The 18,492-nt window shown below is 72.1% G+C and carries 13 protein-coding genes; 5 read left to right on the top strand and 8 right to left on the bottom strand.

What is annotated here, in order from left to right; genetic code table 11:
• Positions 1 to 88 precede the first annotated feature (88 nt).
• The 3 genes from ACWDR7_RS04065 to hrpA all read right to left on the bottom strand — a co-directional run bounded on the left by ACWDR7_RS04065 (position 89) and on the right by hrpA (position 7,363).
• The gene (locus tag ACWDR7_RS04065) at positions 89 to 2,305 is read right to left on the bottom strand and encodes an NADP-dependent isocitrate dehydrogenase (RefSeq protein ID WP_449853653.1); all 2,217 of its coding nucleotides are present in this window, start codon (positions 2,303 to 2,305) and stop codon (positions 89 to 91) included.
• A gap of 137 nt (positions 2,306 to 2,442) precedes the next feature.
• Entirely contained in the window at positions 2,443 to 3,270 is an 828-nt protein-coding gene (locus ACWDR7_RS04060; protein ID WP_449853652.1) for a sulfurtransferase, read from the bottom strand.
• A gap of 31 nt (positions 3,271 to 3,301) precedes the next feature.
• Positions 3,302 to 7,363 carry an ATP-dependent RNA helicase HrpA gene (hrpA, locus tag ACWDR7_RS04055; protein ID WP_449853651.1) on the bottom strand — a complete coding sequence of 1,354 codons (4,062 nt, stop codon included), beginning with the start codon at positions 7,361 to 7,363 and terminating at the stop codon, positions 3,302 to 3,304.
• Positions 7,364 to 7,463: 100 nt separating this feature from the next.
• Between hrpA and ACWDR7_RS04050 the strand changes: the two genes are divergently transcribed.
• Both ACWDR7_RS04050 and ACWDR7_RS04045 read left to right on the top strand, forming a co-directional pair.
• A complete protein-coding gene (locus ACWDR7_RS04050; protein WP_449853650.1) occupies positions 7,464 to 8,756 on the top strand; it encodes a glycosyltransferase in 1,293 nt (430 codons plus the stop codon).
• Between the two features lie 61 nt (positions 8,757 to 8,817).
• Positions 8,818 to 9,654, top strand: a complete 837-nt coding sequence (locus ACWDR7_RS04045; RefSeq protein ID WP_449853649.1) for an aldo/keto reductase — start codon at positions 8,818 to 8,820, stop codon at positions 9,652 to 9,654.
• Positions 9,655 to 9,716: 62 nt separating this feature from the next.
• Here the strand turns inward: ACWDR7_RS04045 and ACWDR7_RS04040 are convergent, their stop codons facing one another.
• The 5 genes from ACWDR7_RS04040 to phnD all read right to left on the bottom strand — a co-directional run bounded on the left by ACWDR7_RS04040 (position 9,717) and on the right by phnD (position 14,826).
• On the bottom strand, positions 9,717 to 11,222 hold the full coding sequence (locus ACWDR7_RS04040; protein WP_449853648.1) for a dolichyl-phosphate-mannose--protein mannosyltransferase: 1,506 nt from the start codon (positions 11,220 to 11,222) through the stop codon (positions 9,717 to 9,719).
• Positions 11,223 to 11,259: 37 nt separating this feature from the next.
• Positions 11,260 to 12,135: a phosphonate ABC transporter, permease protein PhnE gene (phnE, locus tag ACWDR7_RS04035; RefSeq protein WP_449853647.1), complete on the bottom strand. Its 876-nt coding sequence runs from the start codon at positions 12,133 to 12,135 to the stop codon at positions 11,260 to 11,262.
• Positions 12,132 to 12,932 (bottom strand): phosphonate ABC transporter, permease protein PhnE, encoded by an 801-nt coding sequence (gene phnE, locus ACWDR7_RS04030; protein ID WP_449853646.1) that lies wholly within the window; start codon positions 12,930 to 12,932, stop codon positions 12,132 to 12,134. The genes phnE (ACWDR7_RS04035) and phnE (ACWDR7_RS04030) overlap by 4 nt, the downstream gene beginning before the upstream one ends.
• On the bottom strand, positions 12,929 to 13,729 hold the full coding sequence (phnC, locus tag ACWDR7_RS04025) for a phosphonate ABC transporter ATP-binding protein (protein ID WP_449853645.1): 801 nt from the start codon (positions 13,727 to 13,729) through the stop codon (positions 12,929 to 12,931). Before phnC ends, phnE (ACWDR7_RS04030) begins: the two co-directional genes overlap by 4 nt.
• A gap of 77 nt (positions 13,730 to 13,806) precedes the next feature.
• A complete protein-coding gene (phnD, locus tag ACWDR7_RS04020; protein ID WP_449853644.1) occupies positions 13,807 to 14,826 on the bottom strand; it encodes a phosphate/phosphite/phosphonate ABC transporter substrate-binding protein in 1,020 nt (339 codons plus the stop codon).
• A gap of 209 nt (positions 14,827 to 15,035) precedes the next feature.
• On the opposite strand from phnD, the gene rsmI reads away from it, so the two are divergent.
• From rsmI to ACWDR7_RS04005, 3 genes are all read left to right on the top strand, one after another.
• Positions 15,036 to 15,851: a 16S rRNA (cytidine(1402)-2'-O)-methyltransferase gene (rsmI, locus tag ACWDR7_RS04015; protein ID WP_449853643.1), complete on the top strand. Its 816-nt coding sequence runs from the start codon at positions 15,036 to 15,038 to the stop codon at positions 15,849 to 15,851.
• Between the two features lie 84 nt (positions 15,852 to 15,935).
• On the top strand, positions 15,936 to 17,510 hold the full coding sequence (gene metG, locus ACWDR7_RS04010; protein WP_449853642.1) for a methionine--tRNA ligase: 1,575 nt from the start codon (positions 15,936 to 15,938) through the stop codon (positions 17,508 to 17,510).
• A gap of 8 nt (positions 17,511 to 17,518) precedes the next feature.
• Entirely contained in the window at positions 17,519 to 18,421 is a 903-nt protein-coding gene (locus ACWDR7_RS04005) for a TatD family hydrolase (RefSeq protein WP_449853641.1), read from the top strand.
• Positions 18,422 to 18,492 lie beyond the last annotated feature (71 nt).

The following is an 18,492-nucleotide window of genomic DNA, read 5'->3' as shown; positions in this document are numbered from 1 at the left end:
CGGCGCGAAGCGCCGCCTCGCCGGCGCGGGAGCGCCGGCGCGAGCACGCGAGCGGTACCCGCGCAGCGGGTGCCCGAGCGCGCGCAGATCAAGAAAAGAAACCGTCGATCGCCGCATTCAGCGTGGCCGACGGGCGCATCACGGCCGCCGTCTTCGCCGCGTCGGGGCGGTAGTAGCCGCCGATGTCGGCGGGCGTGCCCTGGACCGCGATCAGCTCCTCGACGATCGCCTGCTCGTCGGCGGCGAGCTTCTCGGCCAGCGGGGCGAACGCCGCCGCCAGCTCGGCGTCGGCCGTCTGCTGCGCGAGCTCCTGCGCCCAGTACAGGGCGAGGTAGAAGTGCGAGCCGCGGTTGTCGATCGTGCCCAGCTTGCGGCCGGGGGAGCGGTCGTTCTCGAGGAACGAGGCGGTGGCGGCGTCGAGCGTGTCGGCGAGCACCTGCGCCTTCGCGTTGTCCTCGGTCTGGGCGAGGTGCTCGAACGAGGCCGCCAGCGCGAAGAACTCGCCCAGCGAGTCCCAGCGCAGGTAGTTCTCCTCCACGAGCTGCTGCACGTGCTTGGGGGCCGATCCGCCCGCGCCGGTCTCGAACAGCCCGCCGCCGGCCATGAGCGGCACGATCGAAAGCATCTTCGCCGACGTGCCGACCTCGAGGATCGGGAACAGGTCGGTGTTGTAGTCGCGCAGCACGTTGCCCGTGACCGAGATGGTGTCGAGGCCCTGGCGGATGCGGTCGAGCGAGAACTTCGTCGCCTCGGCCGGCGCCATGATGCGGATGTCGAGGCCCTCGGTGTCGAACTCGGGCAGGTACTCGTTCACCTTGGCGATGAGGTTGGCGTCGTGGGCGCGGTTCTCGTCGAGCCAGAACACCGCGGGGGTGTTCGACAGGCGGGCGCGGGTGACGGCGAGCTTGACCCAGTCCTTGATCGGGGCGTCCTTGGTCTGGCAGGCGCGCCAGATGTCGCCCGGCTGCACGTCGTGGCTCAGCACGGCCTCGCCGGCGGCGTTGACGACGCGGATGGTGCCGGCCGCGGCGACCTCGAACGTCTTGTCGTGCGAGCCGTACTCCTCGGCCTTCTGGGCCATGAGACCCACGTTCGGCACGGTGCCCATCGTCGTCGGGTCGAGCGCGCCGTTGGCCTTGCAGTCGTCGATCACCGTCTGGTAGACGCCGGCGTACGACGAGTCGGGGATGACCGCGAGGGTGTCTGCCTCCTTGCCGTCCGGGCCCCACATGTGCCCGCCGATCCGGATCATCGCCGGCATCGACGCGTCGACGATCACGTCGCTCGGCACGTGCAGGTTGGTGATGCCCTTGTCGCTGTTCACCATCGCGAGGGCGGGGCCCTCGGCCAGCTGCGCGTCGAAGGCGGCGCGGATCTCGGCGCCGTTCGGCAGCTGCTCGAGGCCCGCGTAGATGGCGCCGAGGCCGTCGTTGGCCGACAGGCCCGCGGCCTCGAGATCGGCGCCGTACTGCTCGAACACCGGCGCGAAGTAGGCGCGCACGATGTGGCCGAACAGGATCGGGTCGCTGACCTTCATCATCGTGGCCTTGAGGTGGGCCGAGTACAGCACGCCCTGCTCCTTGGCCTCGCGCACGGTCTCGGCGAGGAACGCGTCGAGGGCCGCGGCGCTCATGAAGGTCGCGTCGACGACCTCGCCCTCGAGCACGGGCAGCTTCTCCTTGAGCACCGTGACGGTGCCGTCCTCGGCCACGTGCTCGATGCGCAGCGTGTCGTCGGCGGGGGAGACGTACGACTTCTCGTTCGAGGCGAAGTCGTCGTGGCCCATGGTCGCCACGCGCGTCTTCGAGTCGGCGCTCCACGCGCCCATCGAGTGCGGGTGCGCCTTGGCGTAGGCCTTCACCGCGCCGGGCGCGCGGCGGTCGCTGTTGCCCTGGCGCAGCACCGGGTTGACGGCCGAGCCCTTGACTTTGTCGTAGCGGGCCGCGATGTCCTTCTCCTCGGCGGTCTGCGGGTCCTCCGGCAGGTCCGGCACGTCGTAGCCCTGCGCCTGCAGCTCCGCGATCGCGGCCTTCAGCTGCGGCACCGATGCCGAGATGTTGGGCAGCTTGATGATGTTGGCCGTGGGCTCGAGCGCGAGCTCGCCCAGCTCGGCCAGAGCGTCGCCGATCCGCTGCTCCTCGGTGAGGCGCTCGGGGAACTGCGCGATGATGCGGCCCGCGAGGGAGATGTCGCGGGTCTCGAACTCCACCCCCGCCTTCGCCGCGTACGCCGAGATGATCGGCAGCAGCGAGTACGTCGCCAGCAGCGGCGCCTCGTCGGTGTGGGTGTAGATGATCTTCGACATGCGGTGGCGCTCCAGTGATCGGGGATGTGCCGGGAAACTATCTCGATATCAAGATACCTGAGGCGGGTCGCGGGACCCGACGTCCATCCTCCCGGCTGGCCGCCCGGCGGGCAACTCGCGGCGCCGCCGCGTGGGGCTCAGGCGTCGCCGGTGGCGACGGGGCGGCCGGGCGTGTTCGACCACTGCGACCACGAGCCCGGGTACAGGGCGGGTCGCAGGCCCGCGAGCGTGGCGGCGACGAAGGCGTGCGAGGCGCTCACGCCCGAGCCGCAGTAGAGACCCACCTCATCGCCCGCGCCCACGCCGGCGAACCGGGCGCGGAGCTCGTCGGCGGGCAGGAAGCGGCCGTCCTCGTCCGCGAGCGTGGCGGTGGGCAGGTTGCGGGCGCCGGGGATGTGGCCGGCGACCGGATCGATGGGCTCGGTCTCGCCGCGGAAGCGCTCGGGCGCGCGCACGTCGAGCAGGGTGCCGGATCGGCCGAGCTCGGCCGCCTCGTCGATCGTGAGGCGCGGCAGGCGGCCGGATCCGAGCGTGATCGATCCCGGTTCGGGGGCGCTCGGCCCCGTCTCAAGCGGGTGGCCCGCGCGCGTCCAGGCGGACAGGGCGCCGTCGAGGATGCGCACGTTCACGCCCGCGTCGGCGAGCATCCACCAGGCGCGCGCGGCCGCCATCGAGCGGGCGTCGTCGTAGACGACGACCTCGTCGCCGTCGTGCAGGCCCCAGCGGCGGGCGGCCGCCTGCAGCGCGGCGGGCTCGGGCAGCGGGTGGCGGCCGTCCTGCGGTGCGCCGTGCGCCGACAGCTCGCTCTCGAGGTCGACGTAGACCGCGCCGGGGAGGTGCCCGGCCTCGAAGGCGGGGCGGCCGTCGGGGGCGTCGAGCCACCACCTCACGTCGAGCACGCGCAGCAGCGGGTCGCGCCCGATCCGCTCGGCCAGCTCGTCGACGGTGATCAGGATGTCGGCCATGCCCCCACGATAGGCGCTCGCGCAGGCCGGCTCAGGCCTTCAGGGCCTTCTGCACGCGCTGCACCGAGACGGCTTCGGCCGTGCCGAGGCGCTGGGCGAACAGGCTCACGCGCAGCTCCTCGAGCAGCCAGCGGGCCGTGACGAGCCGGGCGGGCGCGTCGGCGGGGAGCGGGATGGCGCCGCCCGCCTCGGCGAAGGCGGCCGCCGCGCGCTCGTACTCGGTCATCCAGGCGCGATCGCGCCCCGGATTGTCGGGCAGCTGCTCGAGCCGGATGCGCGCGCCCTCGAGGTAGCGCGGCAGGTGCCGCAGCCGGTCGACGCCGGTGGCGAGCACGAATCCGGGATGGACGAGGCCCGCCAGCTGCCCGCGCACGTCGTTCAGCGCACCGAGCAGCGTCATGGAGTTCGCGCGCTTCATGGCCTTCTCGACCTCGCGGGCGGCCGTGAGGATGCGCGCGACGAGCGAGACCGTCGCGAGCACGTCGTCGACCGATCCGCGGCTCACCTCATCGCGCGCCGCCTCGAACTGCGCGCGCGTGCGCACCGCGCCGTGACGGGCGAGCACGGCGTCGGCCACCGCGGCGCGGCAGTCCTCGATCACGGCGCGCGCCGAGGGGTAAGGCGACGCCGCGAGCGCGAGCTTCTCATTCGCCGTGAGGTGGTCCTGGATGTACGACACGGGGCTCGGCACCTGCAGCAGCACGAGTCGCCGCACGCCCGCGCGGCTCGCGCGCCGTGCGTCCTCGGCCGTCGCCTCGACGCGGATCGCGACCGCGTCCTTCGCGTCCACGAGCGCCGGATAGCCGCGCACCACGCCGCCGGCGACCCTCGTGTCGACGACCTCGGGAAGATCGCCGAGATCCCAGTCCGTGATCCCGCTGCGCTCGATCGACGCGTGCACCGTCGTGGCCTGCGCCACGCGATCCGCGCCCTTCGCGGCCCGCTGGCCCGCCCGATCCAGCTGGCGCGCCACGCTGTCGCGCGCCTTGCCCGCCAGGCGCGCCTTCAGCTCCTCGAGGTCGCGGTCCGAACCCACCGCGCGGCCGCGGGCGTCGACGGCGCGGAACGACATGCGCAGGTGCTCGGGCACGCGGTCGAGCTCGAAGTCCGCCGCCGTGACGGGCTGGTTCGCCTGGCGCTGCACGAGCCGCGCGAGGGCGTCCGCGAGCGGCAGCGGCGGCCGGCCGGCGTGGTCCTCGGGGCCCTGGCCGTCGAGCTCCGCCGAGAACTTCGCGGCCCAGTCGGCCGCGGGCACGACGTGGCGGCGCATCGCCTTCGGCAGCGCCTTGAGCATGGCCGTGATGAGCTCGTCGCGCATGCCGGGCACCTGCCAGTCGAAGCCGGCGGACTCGACCTGTGCCAGCAGCGGCAGCGGGATCACGACCGTCACGCCGTCGTCCGGCGCGCCCGGCTCGAAGCGGTAGGCGAGCGCCAGCGTCTGATCGCCCTGCGTCCACCTGGTGGGGAAGTCGCGCGCGTCGGCCGTGGCCGCGCTGTCGACGAGATCCTCCTCGCGCATCGTGAGCAGCTTCGGCTGGCGCGTGAGACCCTCGCGCCACCACGCCTCGAAGGAGCGCACGTCGAACACGTCCTGCGGGATCCGCGCGTCGTAGAAGGCGAACACCGCCTCGTCGCCGGCCAGGATGTCGCGGCGGCGCTCGCGCTCCTCGAGCTTCTCGAGGCGGCGCCGCAGCTCGGCGTTCTGACGCAGGAACTGGGTGACCTTCTGGGGCAGCGCCGACGGGTCCCAGTCGCCCTCGACGAGGGCGTGCCGCAGGAACAGCTCGCGCGCCGCAGGTCGGTCGACGCGGGCGAACTGGATGCGCCGGCGCGGCACGATCTCGACGCCGTAGAGCGTGACCTTCTCGTACGCGACGGCGGCGCCGGCGTCCTTCGACCAGTGCGGCTCGCTCACCTGCCGCTTGGCGAGGTCGCCGGCGAGCGGCTCGGCCCAGGACGGATCGATGCGGGCGACCGTGCGCGCGAAGAGGCGCGAGGTCTCGACGAGCTCGGCCGCCATGACGGCCTGCGGCCGCTGCTTGCGCAGCGCCGAGCCGGGGAAGATCGAGAAGCGGATGCCGCGCGCGCCGCGGTACTCGGCCGGGGCAGGCCGGCCGCGGCCCGCGGGCTTCGCGTCCCGGGTGTCGAGCGTGCCGATCTGCGACAGCAGGCCCGCGAGCAGGGCCTTGTGGATCGCTTCGCCCTGGGGGTGGCCGGTTTCGGGACCGTTCCTTTCAGAAGCGTCTCGCACGCCTCGGGCGGCGCTTCGCGCTGCGGGGTCGCTTCGCTCCACGCTCGCGCTGCGCGCTCGCACGTCGGCTTCGGGAGCTCGCGCGGAATCGTCGGCTCCATCCGCCCGCTTCGGCTTGGGGAGCATGCCGCGGAGCTGGCGGTGGACGTCGAACCATTCGCGCACGCGCACGTAGTTGAGGAACTCCTGGCGGCACATGCGGCGGAAGGCGCTCGAGCCGAGCTCGCGCTGCTTCTCGCGCAGGTGGTCCCAGAGCTTGAGCAGCCCCAGGAAGTCGCTGGCCGGGTCGGCGAAGCGCGCGTGCGCCTGATCCGCCTGCTCGCGCTGCTCCTCCGGCCGCTCGCGCACGTCCTGGATCGACAGGCCCGCGACGATCGCGAGCACCTCCTCCTGCACGCCCGTGCGGCCGGCCTCCACGAGCATCCGGGCGAAGCGCGGGTCGATCGGCAGGCGCGCGATGTCGCGGCCGATCCGCGTCAGCCGCGGCTCGCCGAGCCCGGGCTGCACCGCACCCAGCTCGACGAGCAGGTCGAGCGCGGCTTTGACGCCGCGCGAGTCGGGCGGGGTGAGGAAAGGGAACTCCGAGATGTCGCCGAAGCCGAGCGAGAGCATCTGCAGGATCACCGAGGCGAGCGAGGTGCGCAGGATCTCGGGCTCGGTGAACTCCGGGCGGCGCGCGAAGTCCTCCTCGGAGTAGAGCCGGATCGCGATGCCCTCGCTCGTGCGCCCCGCGCGCCCGGAGCGCTGCTGCGCCGAGGCCTGCGAGACCGGCTCGATCGGCAGGCGCTGCACCTTGGCCCGGTTCGAGTAGCGCGAGATGCGCGCCGTGCCGGTGTCGACGACGTACTTGATGCCGGGCACGGTGAGCGAGGTCTCGGCGACGTTCGTGGCGAGGACGACGCGGCGCCGCACGCCGGCCACGGTCGAGCGCTCGAACACGCGATGCTGCTCGGCCGCGCTCAGGCGGCCGTAGAGCGGCAGCACCTCGGTGGGGGCGGCCTGGTTCGCGAACGCGCCGCGCACGGCGTCGGCCGCGTCGCGGATCTCGGCCTCGCCGGGCAGGAACACGAGCACGTCGCCCGGCGCCTCGCGATCGAGCTCGCGCAACGCCGCGACGATGCCCGACACCTCGTCCTCCGCTGCATAACGAAGGAGATCCGCATCGGGATCCGCGGGATCCGCCCCGTCCGCGCCCGCGGGAGGGGTCTTCTCCTTCGTTGTGCCGGCTGCGCCCTCGGGCACGAGCGGGCGATAGCGGATCTCCACGGGGTACGTGCGCCCCGAGACCTCGATGATCGGGGCCGGCGTGCCGTCGGGGGCGGCGAAGTGCGCGGCGAAGGACTCGGGATCGATCGTCGCCGACGTGATGACGAGCTTCAGATCGGGGCGCTGGGGCAGGAGCCGCTTGAGGTAGCCGAGCAGGAAGTCGACGTTGAGCGAGCGCTCGTGCGCCTCGTCGACGATGATCGTGTCGTAGCGGCGCAGCAGCCGGTCGCGGTGGATCTCGTTGAGCAGGATGCCGTCGGTCATGAGCGCGATCCGCGTCGCATCCGACACCTGATCCGTGAAGCGCACCTTGTAGCCGACGAGCCCGCCGAGCTCCACCTGCAGCTCCTCGGCCACGCGCTCGGCGATCGTGCGCGCGGCGAGGCGCCGCGGCTGCGTGTGCGCGATCCGCTGCCTGCCCAGCTCGAGGGCGATCTTGGGCAGCTGGGTCGTCTTCCCCGAACCGGTGGCGCCGGCGACGATGACCACCGGGTGCGCGCGCAGCGCGGCGGCGATCTCGTCCCGCGCGGCGCTGACGGGCAGCTCCGGCGGGTAGGAGATGGTGGGCTCGGGCATAGCCCTCCAGTCTATGGCTCGCGCGGCAAGCCTCTGGCGTTCAACGGACGTTCCTGGTTCCGTAACACGCATGACGCATTCGAAGCCGCAGACTGGCGCGATGACCCGTCGACTCGTCATCGTCGTCCGTGCCGATCCCGTCATCTGCGGGCACTCCGGCGAAGCCCGCAACCTCGCCGAGGCCGCGCTGCTGCGCGGGTTCGACGACGTGCGCATCGTGACCTGGCCGATCGAGCGGCTGCAAGCCGCGGGGCTGCCGCTGAAGCCGCTCGAGACGGTGCTGCCGTACAGCGAGGGGATCACGGTGGAGCGCCCCGAGCCGGTCGGCGACTACAAGGTGGTCGACGGCCGCTACATCGGCGGGCTCGTCGGGCGCCTCGTCGAGCTGTTCACCGACGGGGTGCCCACCGTCGCGATGTCGCTGTACCTCTCGCCGCACACCACCGCCGTCACCGACGCCGTGGAGGTCGCGCGCCGCACGGGCCTGCCCGTGAACGTCATCACGGTCGCGGAGGCGGTGGGATCCGACATCACGAACGTCGTGCGCCAGTGCATCGAGGCCGATCGCTTCGGCGCGGCCGCGCACGTGCTCGAGTCGTACCTCGCCAGCGACGTGTGCGTGGCCGTGAGCCAGTACACGAAGGACCTCATCGTCGAGGAGGCGCGCCACCTCGACGCGCGGCACGGCACGAACTACGCGGCGCGCTGCGAGGAGCGGGTGGCCATCTCGTACCCCGCGATCAACGCGGCGCTGTTCATCGGGCTGGACCAGGACGAGGTGGACCGCCACCTCGCCCGACGGGGCCTCGAGCGCGACGGCTACGTGTTCTACCTGTCGCGCCTCGCACGGGCCAAGGGCGTCGACGACCTCATCGCCGGCTTCGCCGCGTCGGAGCAGGCCCAGGGCCGCGAGCTGATCATCGCCGGCCGCGGGCCGGAGGAGCAGGAGCTGCGCGAGATCGCGGCCGCCTCGCCCGCCGCCGATCGCATCCGCTTCCTCGTCGACGTGGACGACGCCGAGAAGCCGTTCCTCTTCGCCGGCGCGGCGGCCTACGTGCTGCCGACCAAGCCGCGCCCGGAGTTCATCGAGACGTTCGGCATCGCCCTCGCCGAGAAGGCGCTCTCGGGCGGCGGGCCGTCGATCACGACCCTGACCGGGGGAGTGGGCGAGGCCGTGGGCGACACCGCGATCATCATCGACGTCGACGCTCCCGACCAGATCGCCGCGGCGATCGACCGCGCGCTCGGCATGGGCGCCGGGGAGCGGGCGGAGTGGGAGGAGCGCGCGCGCGAGCACGCGCTGCAGTTCGACCGCGCGAGCGTGTTCGACGCGCTGTTCGAGCGCGTGACCGCGGTCGAGGCCGAGCGCGAGCGGGTGCGCGCCCTGTCGTGAGCGGGCGCGGAGGCGGCGAGCACCACGCTGCACGCGCGCACGGGGGTCATAGGGTGGAGCCATGACCGTTCCCACCGTGAAGCTGAACTCCGGTTTCGACATCCCCCAGCTCGGCTTCGGCGTCTTCCTCGTGCCGCCGGCCGAGGCCGAGAAGGCCGTCAGCGAGGCGCTCGAGGTCGGGTACCGCCACATCGACACCGCCGCCATCTACAAGAACGAGGAGGGCGTCGGCGCGGCCATCGCGAAGAGCGGCATCCCGCGCGAGGAGCTGTTCATCACGACCAAGCTGTGGAACGACCGCCAGGCGGGCGAGCAGCCGCACGACGCGATCCGCGAGAGCCTCGACAAGCTCGGTCTCGAGTACGTCGACCTGTACCTCACGCACTGGCCCACGCCGCAGCGCGACACCTACTCGAACGCGTGGCAGAAGCTCATCGAGATCCGCGACGCGGGCCTGTCGCGCTCGATCGGCGTCTCGAACCACCTGCCCGAGCACCTCGACCGCCTCGTCAAGGACACCGGCGTCGTGCCGGCCGTCGACCAGATCGAGCTGCACCCGGCGCACCAGCAGTCCGACGTGCTCGCGTGGGGCGAGGCGAACGGCATGCACATCGAGTCGTGGGGTCCGCTGGGTCAGGGCAAGTACCCGCTCTTCGAGAACCCGGCCGTGGCGGCGGCCGCCGAGGCCCACGGCAAGACGCCGGCCCAGGTCGTCATCCGCTGGCACCTGCAGCGCGGATTCATCGTGTTCCCCAAGTCGGTGCGCAAGGAGCGCATGGCCGAGAACTTCGACGTCTTCGGCTTCGAGCTCACCGCCGCCGAGATGGACGCGATCACCGCGATCGACCCGGGCGACGGCTCGGGCCGCGTGGCGACGCACCCGCTCGAGTTCAACTGATCCCTGCGGATCGCACGGGCCGGCTCCCTCGGGGGCCGGCCCTTCGCATTGCGGTGATCGCGTCAGATCCAGCCGGGCAGCCACATGTGCAGGTACCAGAGCCGGTACGGCTCGAGGATGCCCGTCGACAGCGGCAGGAACCACAGCGCCGACAGGCCGGCGAGCACGAGGAACGCGACCGAGGCGACGACCCAGGCCCGGCGCCGGCGGGCGGCATCGAACGACGCGAGGATGCGCTCGTCCGGGGTCGGATCGGGCAGCAGCACCGGCTCGCGCACCCGGCACAGGTGCTGCACCGCCAGCGCGACCGCCAGGCAGACGAACGGCAGCATCGCGATCGAGTAGAACTGGAACGTCGTGCGCTCGGGGTACAGCAGCCACGGCAGCCACGTGACGGCCACGCCCACGAGCGGCACGGCGAAGCGGATGCGGCGCGTGCGCACGAGCGCGACGGCCAGGAAGACGAGCGCCGCGATGCCGGCGTACCACGCGATGGGGTTCGGCAGGCTCGTGATCACCGCCAGGCAGTCGTCGCTGCCGAGGCACGAGGCGTGGCCGACGTCGGGCCGATCCGTCCACATCGCCGTGGGGCGCAGCAAAAGCGGCCACTCCCAGCCGGGGCTCGCGTACGGATGGCCCGCGCTCAGCCCCACGTGGAAGCCGTAGACGGCGCGGTGGTAGTTCCACAGCGCGACGAGGGGGTTCGCGTCGGACTGACGGTCGTAGCCGCCCGCGGTGACGAGCCACCCGGTCCACGACGCGAGGTAGGTCAGCGCCGCGACGGGCACGAGCAGCAGGAACGACGCCGGCCCCTGCCGCACGATCGCCGAGGGCAGCCAGCCCTCGATCCGCGCCCGGCGCCGGTCGAGCGCGTCGCGCGCGACGAGCCACAGGCCGAGCCCCGCAAGCGCGTAGAGCCCCGACCACTTCACCGCCGTCGCGGCGCCGAGGGCGATGCCGGCGGCGAGCACCCACGGCCGGCGCCACATCACGGGCCCCAGTGCCGTGCCGCGCGCGGATGCGAGGCGGCGCCGCGCGCCCTCGTGGTCGATCACGAGGAACAGCACGGCGAGCAGGATGAACAGCGCCAGGAGGCCGTCGAGCATCGCGACGCGGCTCATCGCGATCCCGAGCCCGTCGACCGCCAGCAGGCCGCCCGCGATCGCTCCGACGGCCACGGATCCGGAGATCCGCCGCCCGATCGCGTACAGCACGACGGCCGTCGCGACCCCCGCGAGCGCGACCGCGATGCGCCATCCCGTCGGGTCTCCCGGTCCGAACGCCGCCATCCCGAGCCCGATCAGCCACTTGCCGAGCGGCGGATGGACGACGAACGACGGATCGGTCGTGAAGGACTGCGTGTCGCCGGCGGCGAAGGCCGCGTCGATGTCATCGGGCCACTGCGCCTCGTAGCCGAGGTTCCACAGCGACCACGCGTCCTTGACGTAGTAGGTCTCGTCGAACACGAGCTCGCCCGGCCGGCCGAGCGCGATCAGCCGGGGCAGCGCCGCGAGCACCGCGACGAGCAGCGGCGCGAGCCACTCCCACGCGCGCGCCCGGATCCTCACCCGCCCAGCCTAGAGCGCGCGGGCTCGCACCCGCGGGTCAGAACACCTCGCGGTGGGCGAACTGCTCGCGGCCGATGATGCGGTGGCGGACGGCCGCCGAGAGCTGGTCGACGATGATCGTGACGACGACCGTGACGAGCAGCGCGATGCCGGCCCGCGCCCACTCGCGCCCGTTGAAGAGCTGGTCGAACAGGAAGCCGATGCCGCCCAGGCCCAGCATTCCGAGGATGGCGCCGGCGCGGATGTTGACCTCGAAGCGGTAGAGCCAGAACGACACGATCTCCGGCATCACCTGCGGCAGCATGCCCCAGCGCAGCACCGCCAGGCCGGAGGCGCCCGTGGCGCGCAGCGCCTCGACGGGGCCGGGCCGCAGGTCCTCCAGCGCCTCGCTCGTGAGCTTGCCGAGCGTGCCGACCGATCCCACGCCGAGGGCGATGGCGCCGGCGGCGGGGTGGAAGCCGAACAGCGGCAGCAGGAAGACGATCGCGAGGATGAACTCGGGGATCGCGCGGATGACGTTCAGGATCGTGCGGCTGATCCACACGAGCCACTGCGGTGCCACATTGCGCGCGGCGGCGAAGCCGAACGGCACCGACAGCACGGCGCCGATGAGCGTGCCGATCCATGCGATGTAGACCGAGTCGAACATGAAGTCGAACGCGACGGCCCACCACTCGCGATGCGGATCGGCGAACGGGTTCGCCCAGAAGCCCTCGGTGAGCAGGCGGGCGTAGAGGACGACGCGCTCGGGCAGGCCGAGCAGGGCCAGCCAGTCGGCCCGCAGCGCGACGGCGCACACGACGATGACGGCCGCGACCGCGACGAAGGCGATCGTGGCGGGCAGCTTGGACGGCGCCTTCGGGCGCTGCGCGGCGCCCGCGGCGCTGGCGGCGGTGTTCACGGCGGCGCTCACATCAGCCTCTTCCGCAGCGACTGGGACACGACGTCGAGCACGATCACGATGACGATGAAGCCGACGACGATCGCCGAGACGTTGTCGTAGTTGAACCGGGCGCGCTCGACGTTCAGGGCCTGGCCGATGCCGCCGGCGCCCACCATGCCGATGATCGCCGAGGCGCGCAGGTTGATCTCGAACACATAGAGCACGTACGAGAAGTAGCCGGGCCAGATCTGCGGCAGCACGGCCGTGACGATCCGCTGCATCGTCGAGGCGCCGGAGGCGTCGGCCGCCTCGAGGGGGCCGCGATCGATGCCGTCGATCGTCTCGCTCGTGAGCTTGGCGATGATGCCCATGTTGAAGATGACGAGGGCGAGCACGCCGGCCAGCGAGCCGATCCCGACCATCGCGACCATGAGGTAGGCCCAGCCGATCTCGGGCAGCGAGCGCAGCACCGAGAGGAACCAGCGCACCACGCGCAGGAACCACGACGAGCGGTTCGAGGTGTGCGAGCCCATGAGCGCGAACGCGAGACCCAGCACGGCGCCGGCGAACGAGGCGATCACGGCCATCAGCAGCGTCTCGATCCACTGCGGCCACACCTTGAGCACGTACGTCCAGTTCGGGGTGAGGTACTGCTGGATGATGCCCCACGAGCGCGGATTGCCCTCGATGAACGGCATGATCGTGAAGTCGATCTGGACGGCCGACCACACCGTCATGGCGACGGCGACGAAGCCGACGACGATGAAGAACGGCCTCGGGGCCGGCTTTCGCGGCCGCGCCGAGGTGGGGGCGGCGGGAGCGCTCATGCGCCGTCCGGGAGGTCGATCTGCACGGCCGCCGATCCGGGCAGCACGTCGTCGGCGCTCAGCGAGCGGCCGTAGATCTGCTCGAAGACGGCGTCGTCGGTCTCGGCCGCCGTGCCGTCGAAGACGACCCTGCCGGCGCGCATGCCGATGATCCGGTCGGCGTACGTGGTGGCCAGATCGAGGAAGTGCAGGTTCACGACCACCGTGATGCCGAGCTCGCGGTTGATGCGCTGCAGATCGCGCATCACCATGTTGGCAGTGGGCGGATCGAGCGACGCGACGGGCTCGTCGGCCAGGATCACCGACGGCTCCTGCGCCAGCGCCCGCGCGATCGCGACGCGCTGCTGCTGGCCGCCCGACAGCGCCGAGGCGCGGTCGTAGGCCTTCTCGACGATGCCCACGCGCTCGAGCGCCTGGAACGCCAGCTCGGTGTCGGCCTGGCGCCACCACCCGAACAGGGCGCGCCACCACGGCGTGCCGTGCAGGCGCCCCGTGAGCACGTTGTTCAGCACGGTGGAGCGCGACACGAGGTTGAAGGACTGGAAGATCATGCCCACCCGCGAGCGCAGCTCGCGCAGCCCGCGGTTCGAGGCGCCGTCGACGCGGAAGCCGTCGACCTCGAGCGTGCCCGAACTCGTGCGCACGATCCCGTTGATGGTGCGGATGAGGGTGGACTTGCCGGCCCCGGACAGGCCCACCACCACGACGAACTGGCCGTCGGGGATCTCGAGGCTCACGCCGTCGAGGCCCTTCGTGCCGGTGGGGTAGGTGACGGAGACGTCGTCGAATCGGATCACGTGTCGCTGCAATCGCCGAGGGTCGGGGTGATGGGTACGAGGGTACGGGCCCCGGCCGCGGCCGGGGCCCGTGAGGATCACTCCTCGCCGAAGTTCGCCTCCACCTGGCGGGCGGCGTCCAGCGCATCGAGGTCGGCCTCGACGAGGCCGTCGATGTTGTAGACGGCCTGCAGCACCTCGACGCCCTCCTCGGTGTCGGCGATCGCGAGGAACGCGTCGGTGATCTTCTGCTGCCACTCCTCCGACAGGTCGCTGGAGACCGCGACGCCGTCGTTCGGGATGTTCTCGGACCAGGCGAAGACCGTCAGGTCCTGGCCGATCGTCGGGCGCTCGGCCACGACCTCCGCGCGCGCGTCGTCGAAGCTGACGCCGACGGTCGCGTCGCCGTCGTCGACCGCGATCACGGCGTTGGGGTGGCCGCCGGCGAACGTGGCGCCGGTCAGGGCGAACGGGTCGAGGCCGGCGACGTCCTGCAGCTGCGTGGCGGGGTAGTAGTACCCCGAGGCCGAGCCCTCGTCGACGAACGCGATCTTCTCGTCCTGCTCGATGAGCGCGATGGCCTCCTCGCCCTTCGGGCCCGTGACCTCGTCGGCGTCGGTGCCGTTGCAGAACGTGAAGACGCCGTCCTCGGTCTCCTTCTCGACGATCTCGTCGAGGCAGAAGCGGTCGGTGTCCTTCGTGAACCACTGGGTCACGTAGGTCGACGAGCCGTAGCGCACCGACTGCAGGATCGGCACGGCGCCGGCCTGGTCGGCGGCCTGCACGAGGGCGATCGGGCCGAACATGCCGATGTCGGCCTGGCCCGCCTGCATGGCCGTCACGAGTGCGGCGTAGTCGGTGGTGACCTCGGCGGTGACGGGGATGCCGAGCTCGTCCGAGAGCAGGCCGCCGAGCTCCTCGGCGTCGAGCACGAGCTGGTCGACGTCCTGCGAGGGGACGAGGCCGAGCACGAGCTCGGTGGGCGCCTCGCCCGAGCCGGTGTCGCCGCCATCGCCGGCGGTGTCACCCGACCCGGCGCAGCCGGCCAGGACGAGGGCGAGCGTCGCGGCGCCGGTGAGGGCGAGGGCCGCGCGCTTCGGGAACGTGCTGTGAGTCAAGGTTCTCTTCCTTCGGGACGACGCGCCGTGCGAGCGCGTGCGGGCGGGACGACATCCGAGAAGCGGTGCCATCCTGAAAGTAGCGCGCCCGATCCCGCTCGGACAGATCGTTCACGAGGATGTAACCGGATGGTCCACTGGTCCACGGACCGGAGCGGCCGGCGGCCCGGCCTCGCGCGACGGTCCGGCGTTCCCCGTAGCCTGGAGCGGTGATCATCCTCGCGGCGACGCCCATCGGCAACCTCGGGGACGCCTCCCGCCGTCTCGTCGAGGTGCTCGAGGCCGCGCCCGTGGTGGCGGCGGAGGACACCCGCACGGCGCAGCGGCTGTTCGCGGGGCTCGGCATCGCCAACCGGCCCCGTCTCGTGGCGCTGCACGACCACAACGAGAAGCAGGTGTCGGCCGAACTCGTCGAGCGCGCCCGCGAGCAGGACCTCGTCGTGCTCACCGACGCGGGCATGCCGACCGTGAGCGATCCCGGTTACGGCCTCGTCGCGGCGGCGGCCGAGGCGGGCGTGACCGTCACGGCGATCCCGGGGCCGAGCGCCGTGCTCACGGCGCTGGCCGTCGCGGGCATGCCGACGGATCGATTCACGTTCGAGGGCTTCGTCGCGCGCAAGCCGGGGGAGCGGGCGCGTGCGCTCGCCGCGCTTCACGCCGAGCCGCGCACGATGGTGTTCTTCGAGGCCCCCACCCGCGTCGCCCAGACCCTCGCCGACATGGCGACCGCGTTCGGCGCGGACCGGCGCGCGGCCGTGTGTCGCGAGCTGACCAAGCTGCACGAGGAGGTGGCGCGCGGCACCCTCGCCGAGCTGACGACGTGGGCCGAGGACGGCGTGCGCGGCGAGGTCGTGATCGTCGTCGCGGGCGCCGCGGCCCGCGAGGTCTCGCCCGACGACGCGCTCGCCCAGGTGCGCGCGCTCGTCGAGGGCGGCACCCGGCTCAAGGACGCCGCCCGCGAGGTGGCCGAGGCAACGGGTCTGTCGTCGCGGGAGCTGTACCAGGCAGCCCTCGCGGCGCGCTGAGCCGGATGTGACGATCCGCCGATCCGCGGCGCCCGCGGCAGGGGACCGCGAAATGCGGCGCGGCACCGCAATTAGACTGCTCTGGTGACTTCCGGGCGCTCCTTCTACATCACCACGCCGATCTACTACCCGAGCGATGTGCCCCACATCGGGCACGGGTACACGACGGTGGCGGTGGACGCGCTCGCGCGCTGGCACCGCCAGGCGGGCGACGACACCTGGATGCTCACGGGCACCGACGAGCACGGGCAGAAGATGATGCGCGCCGCGGCCGCGAACGGCGTCACCCCGCAGGAGTGGGTCGACAAGCTCGTGACCGAGGCGTGGTTCCCGCTGCTGCAGACCCTGGACGTCGCCAACGACGACTTCATCCGCACCACGCAGGAGCGCCACGAGACCGCCGCCGCCAAGTTCTGGCAGGCGATCTACGACCGCGGCCACGTGTACGCGGGCGAGTACGAGGCGCTCTACTGCGTGGGTTGCGAGGAGTTCAAGCCCGAGAGCGAGATCGTCGACGGCACGGGGCCCTTCGAGGGCCTGAAGGTGTGCGCGATCCACTCGAAGCCGCTCGAGCTGCTGCACGAGAAGAACTACTTCTTCCGGCTCAGCGAGTTCCAGGACCGCCTGCTCGAGCTGTACCGCGAGCGCCCCGACTTCGTGCAGCCCGAGTCGGCCCGCAACGAGGTGGTCGCGTTCGTGCAGCAGGGGCTCAAGGACCTGTCGATCTCGCGCTCCGCGTTCGACTGGGGCATCCCGATCCCGTGGGACTCGTCGCACGTGCTGTACGTGTGGATCGACGCGCTCCTCAACTACGCCACCGCCGTCGGCTACGGCGCCGACGAGGAGAACTTCGCGCGCCGCTGGCCCGGCTACCACGTGGTGGGCAAGGACATCCTGCGCTTCCACGCCGTCATCTGGCCCGCCATGCTCATGGCGGCGGGGCTGGACGTGCCCAAGGGCGTCTTCGCGCACGGCTGGCTGCTCGTCGGCGGCGAGAAGATGTCGAAGTCCAAGGCCACGGGCATCGCGCCCGAGACGCTCGTCGGCACCTTCGGCAGCGACGCGTTCCGCTTCTACTTCCTCTCGGCCATCGCGTTCGGGCAGGACGGCTCGTTCTCGTGGGAGGACATGGCGGCCCGCTACCAGGCGGAGCTCGCCAACGGCTTCGGCAACCTCGCCTCGCGCACCGTGGCGATGATCACCAAGTACTTCGACGGATCCGTTCCCGAGCCGGCGGCGTACGCCGAGGCGGATCTGCGGATCCAGCAGATCGTCGCGAAGGCGGCATCGGACGCGGACGCCGCGATCGAGAGGTTCCGGATCGACCAGGCGATCGACGCGATCTGGACGATCGTCGACGAGCTCAACGGCTACATCACCGACACCGCGCCGTGGGCGCTCGCGAAGGACGAGACCCAGCGCGACCGCCTGGCCACCGTGCTGTACACGTGCGCCGAGGGGCTGCGCGCGCTCGCCGTGCTGCTCTCGCCGATCATGCCGCAGTCGACCGCCAAGCTGTGGACGGCGCTGGGCGCCGAGGCCGCGCTCGGCGAGCTGGCCGCGCAGGACGTCCGCGCCGCGGGCGAGTGGGGGCGCCTGCCCGCCGGCGCCGCCGTGGGCACGCTCGCGCCCCTGTTCCCGCGCATCGAGAGCGAGTGAGGGCAGCGGTGTCGGGCAACGGCGCCGTGGGGGAGGGCGCGCGCGAGACCTACGTCGAGAAGCGGTCGACGAAGGGCCGCAAGGACCTGTCGCACCCCGAGGCGCCCGAGCCGCTCGCGGTGCCGGTGTACGACAACCACTGCCACCTCGAGATCGAGGACGGCGACGATCCGCTCTCGCTCGATGAGCAGCTGGCGCGGGCGCAGGCGGTCGGGATCGCCGGCGTCGTGCAGGCCTCGGGCGACATCGAGTCGTCACGCTGGGCCGTGGCGGCGGCCGAGCGGCATCCGCGCGTGCTCGCCGCCGTGGCGATCCACCCCAACGACGCCCCGGCCTACGCGGCCGCCGGGCGGCTCGACGAGGCGATCGCCGTGATCGACGAGTTGGCGGCGCACCCGCGGGTGCGGGCGATCGGCGAGACCGGCCTGGACTTCTTCCGCACCGACGAGGACGGCCGGCCGGCGCAGCACGCGTCGTTCGAGGCGCACATCGCGCTGGCGAAGAAGCACGGCATCGCGATGCAGATCCACGACCGCGACGCGCACCGCGAGGTGCTCGACACGCTCGCGCGCGTCGGCGCCCCCGAGCGCACGGTGTTCCACTGCTTCTCGGGAGACGCCGACATGGCGCGCGAGGCCGCCGCGCAGGGCTACTACCTGTCGTTCGCGGGCAACACCACGTTCAAGAACGCGCAGAACCTGCGCGACGCGCTCGCCGTGATCCCGCGCGAGCGGATCCTCGTCGAGACCGATGCCCCGTTCCTCACGCCCGTGCCCTACCGCGGCCGCCCGAACGCGCCGTACCTCGTGCCGCTCACGATGCGCTTCCTGGCCGCCGAGCTCGGCGCCGACCTCGACGAGCTGTGCGCCCGGGTCGCCGCCAACACGCTCGAGGTCTACGGGGAGTTCTGACGCGCGAGGGAATCGGACACCGTCCGTTCATCTCGTGTTTCTCCGTCACTGCCAGCGTGAGCGCGGCGCCG

The sequence above is a fragment of the Microbacterium sp. NPDC003461 genome (assembly GCF_053588335.1).
This window is presented reverse-complemented; position numbering and strand designations above follow the sequence as displayed.

What these genes read in the sequence shown, in the direction of transcription:
- ACWDR7_RS04065 (WP_449853653.1), bottom strand. Translation starts at nt 2,305, where the DNA reads ATGTCGAAGATCATCTACACCCACACCGACGAGGCGCCGCTGCTGGCG.
- ACWDR7_RS04045 (WP_449853649.1), top strand. Translation starts at nt 8,818, where the DNA reads ATGACCGTTCCCACCGTGAAGCTGAACTCCGGTTTCGACATCCCCCAG.
- hrpA (WP_449853651.1), bottom strand. Translation starts at nt 7,363, where the DNA reads ATGCCCGAGCCCACCATCTCCTACCCGCCGGAGCTGCCCGTCAGCGCC.
- ACWDR7_RS04050 (WP_449853650.1), top strand. Translation starts at nt 7,464, where the DNA reads ATGACCCGTCGACTCGTCATCGTCGTCCGTGCCGATCCCGTCATCTGC.
- ACWDR7_RS04060 (WP_449853652.1), bottom strand. Translation starts at nt 3,270, where the DNA reads ATGGCCGACATCCTGATCACCGTCGACGAGCTGGCCGAGCGGATCGGG.
- phnE (WP_449853646.1), bottom strand. Translation starts at nt 12,932, where the DNA reads ATGAGCGCTCCCGCCGCCCCCACCTCGGCGCGGCCGCGAAAGCCGGCC.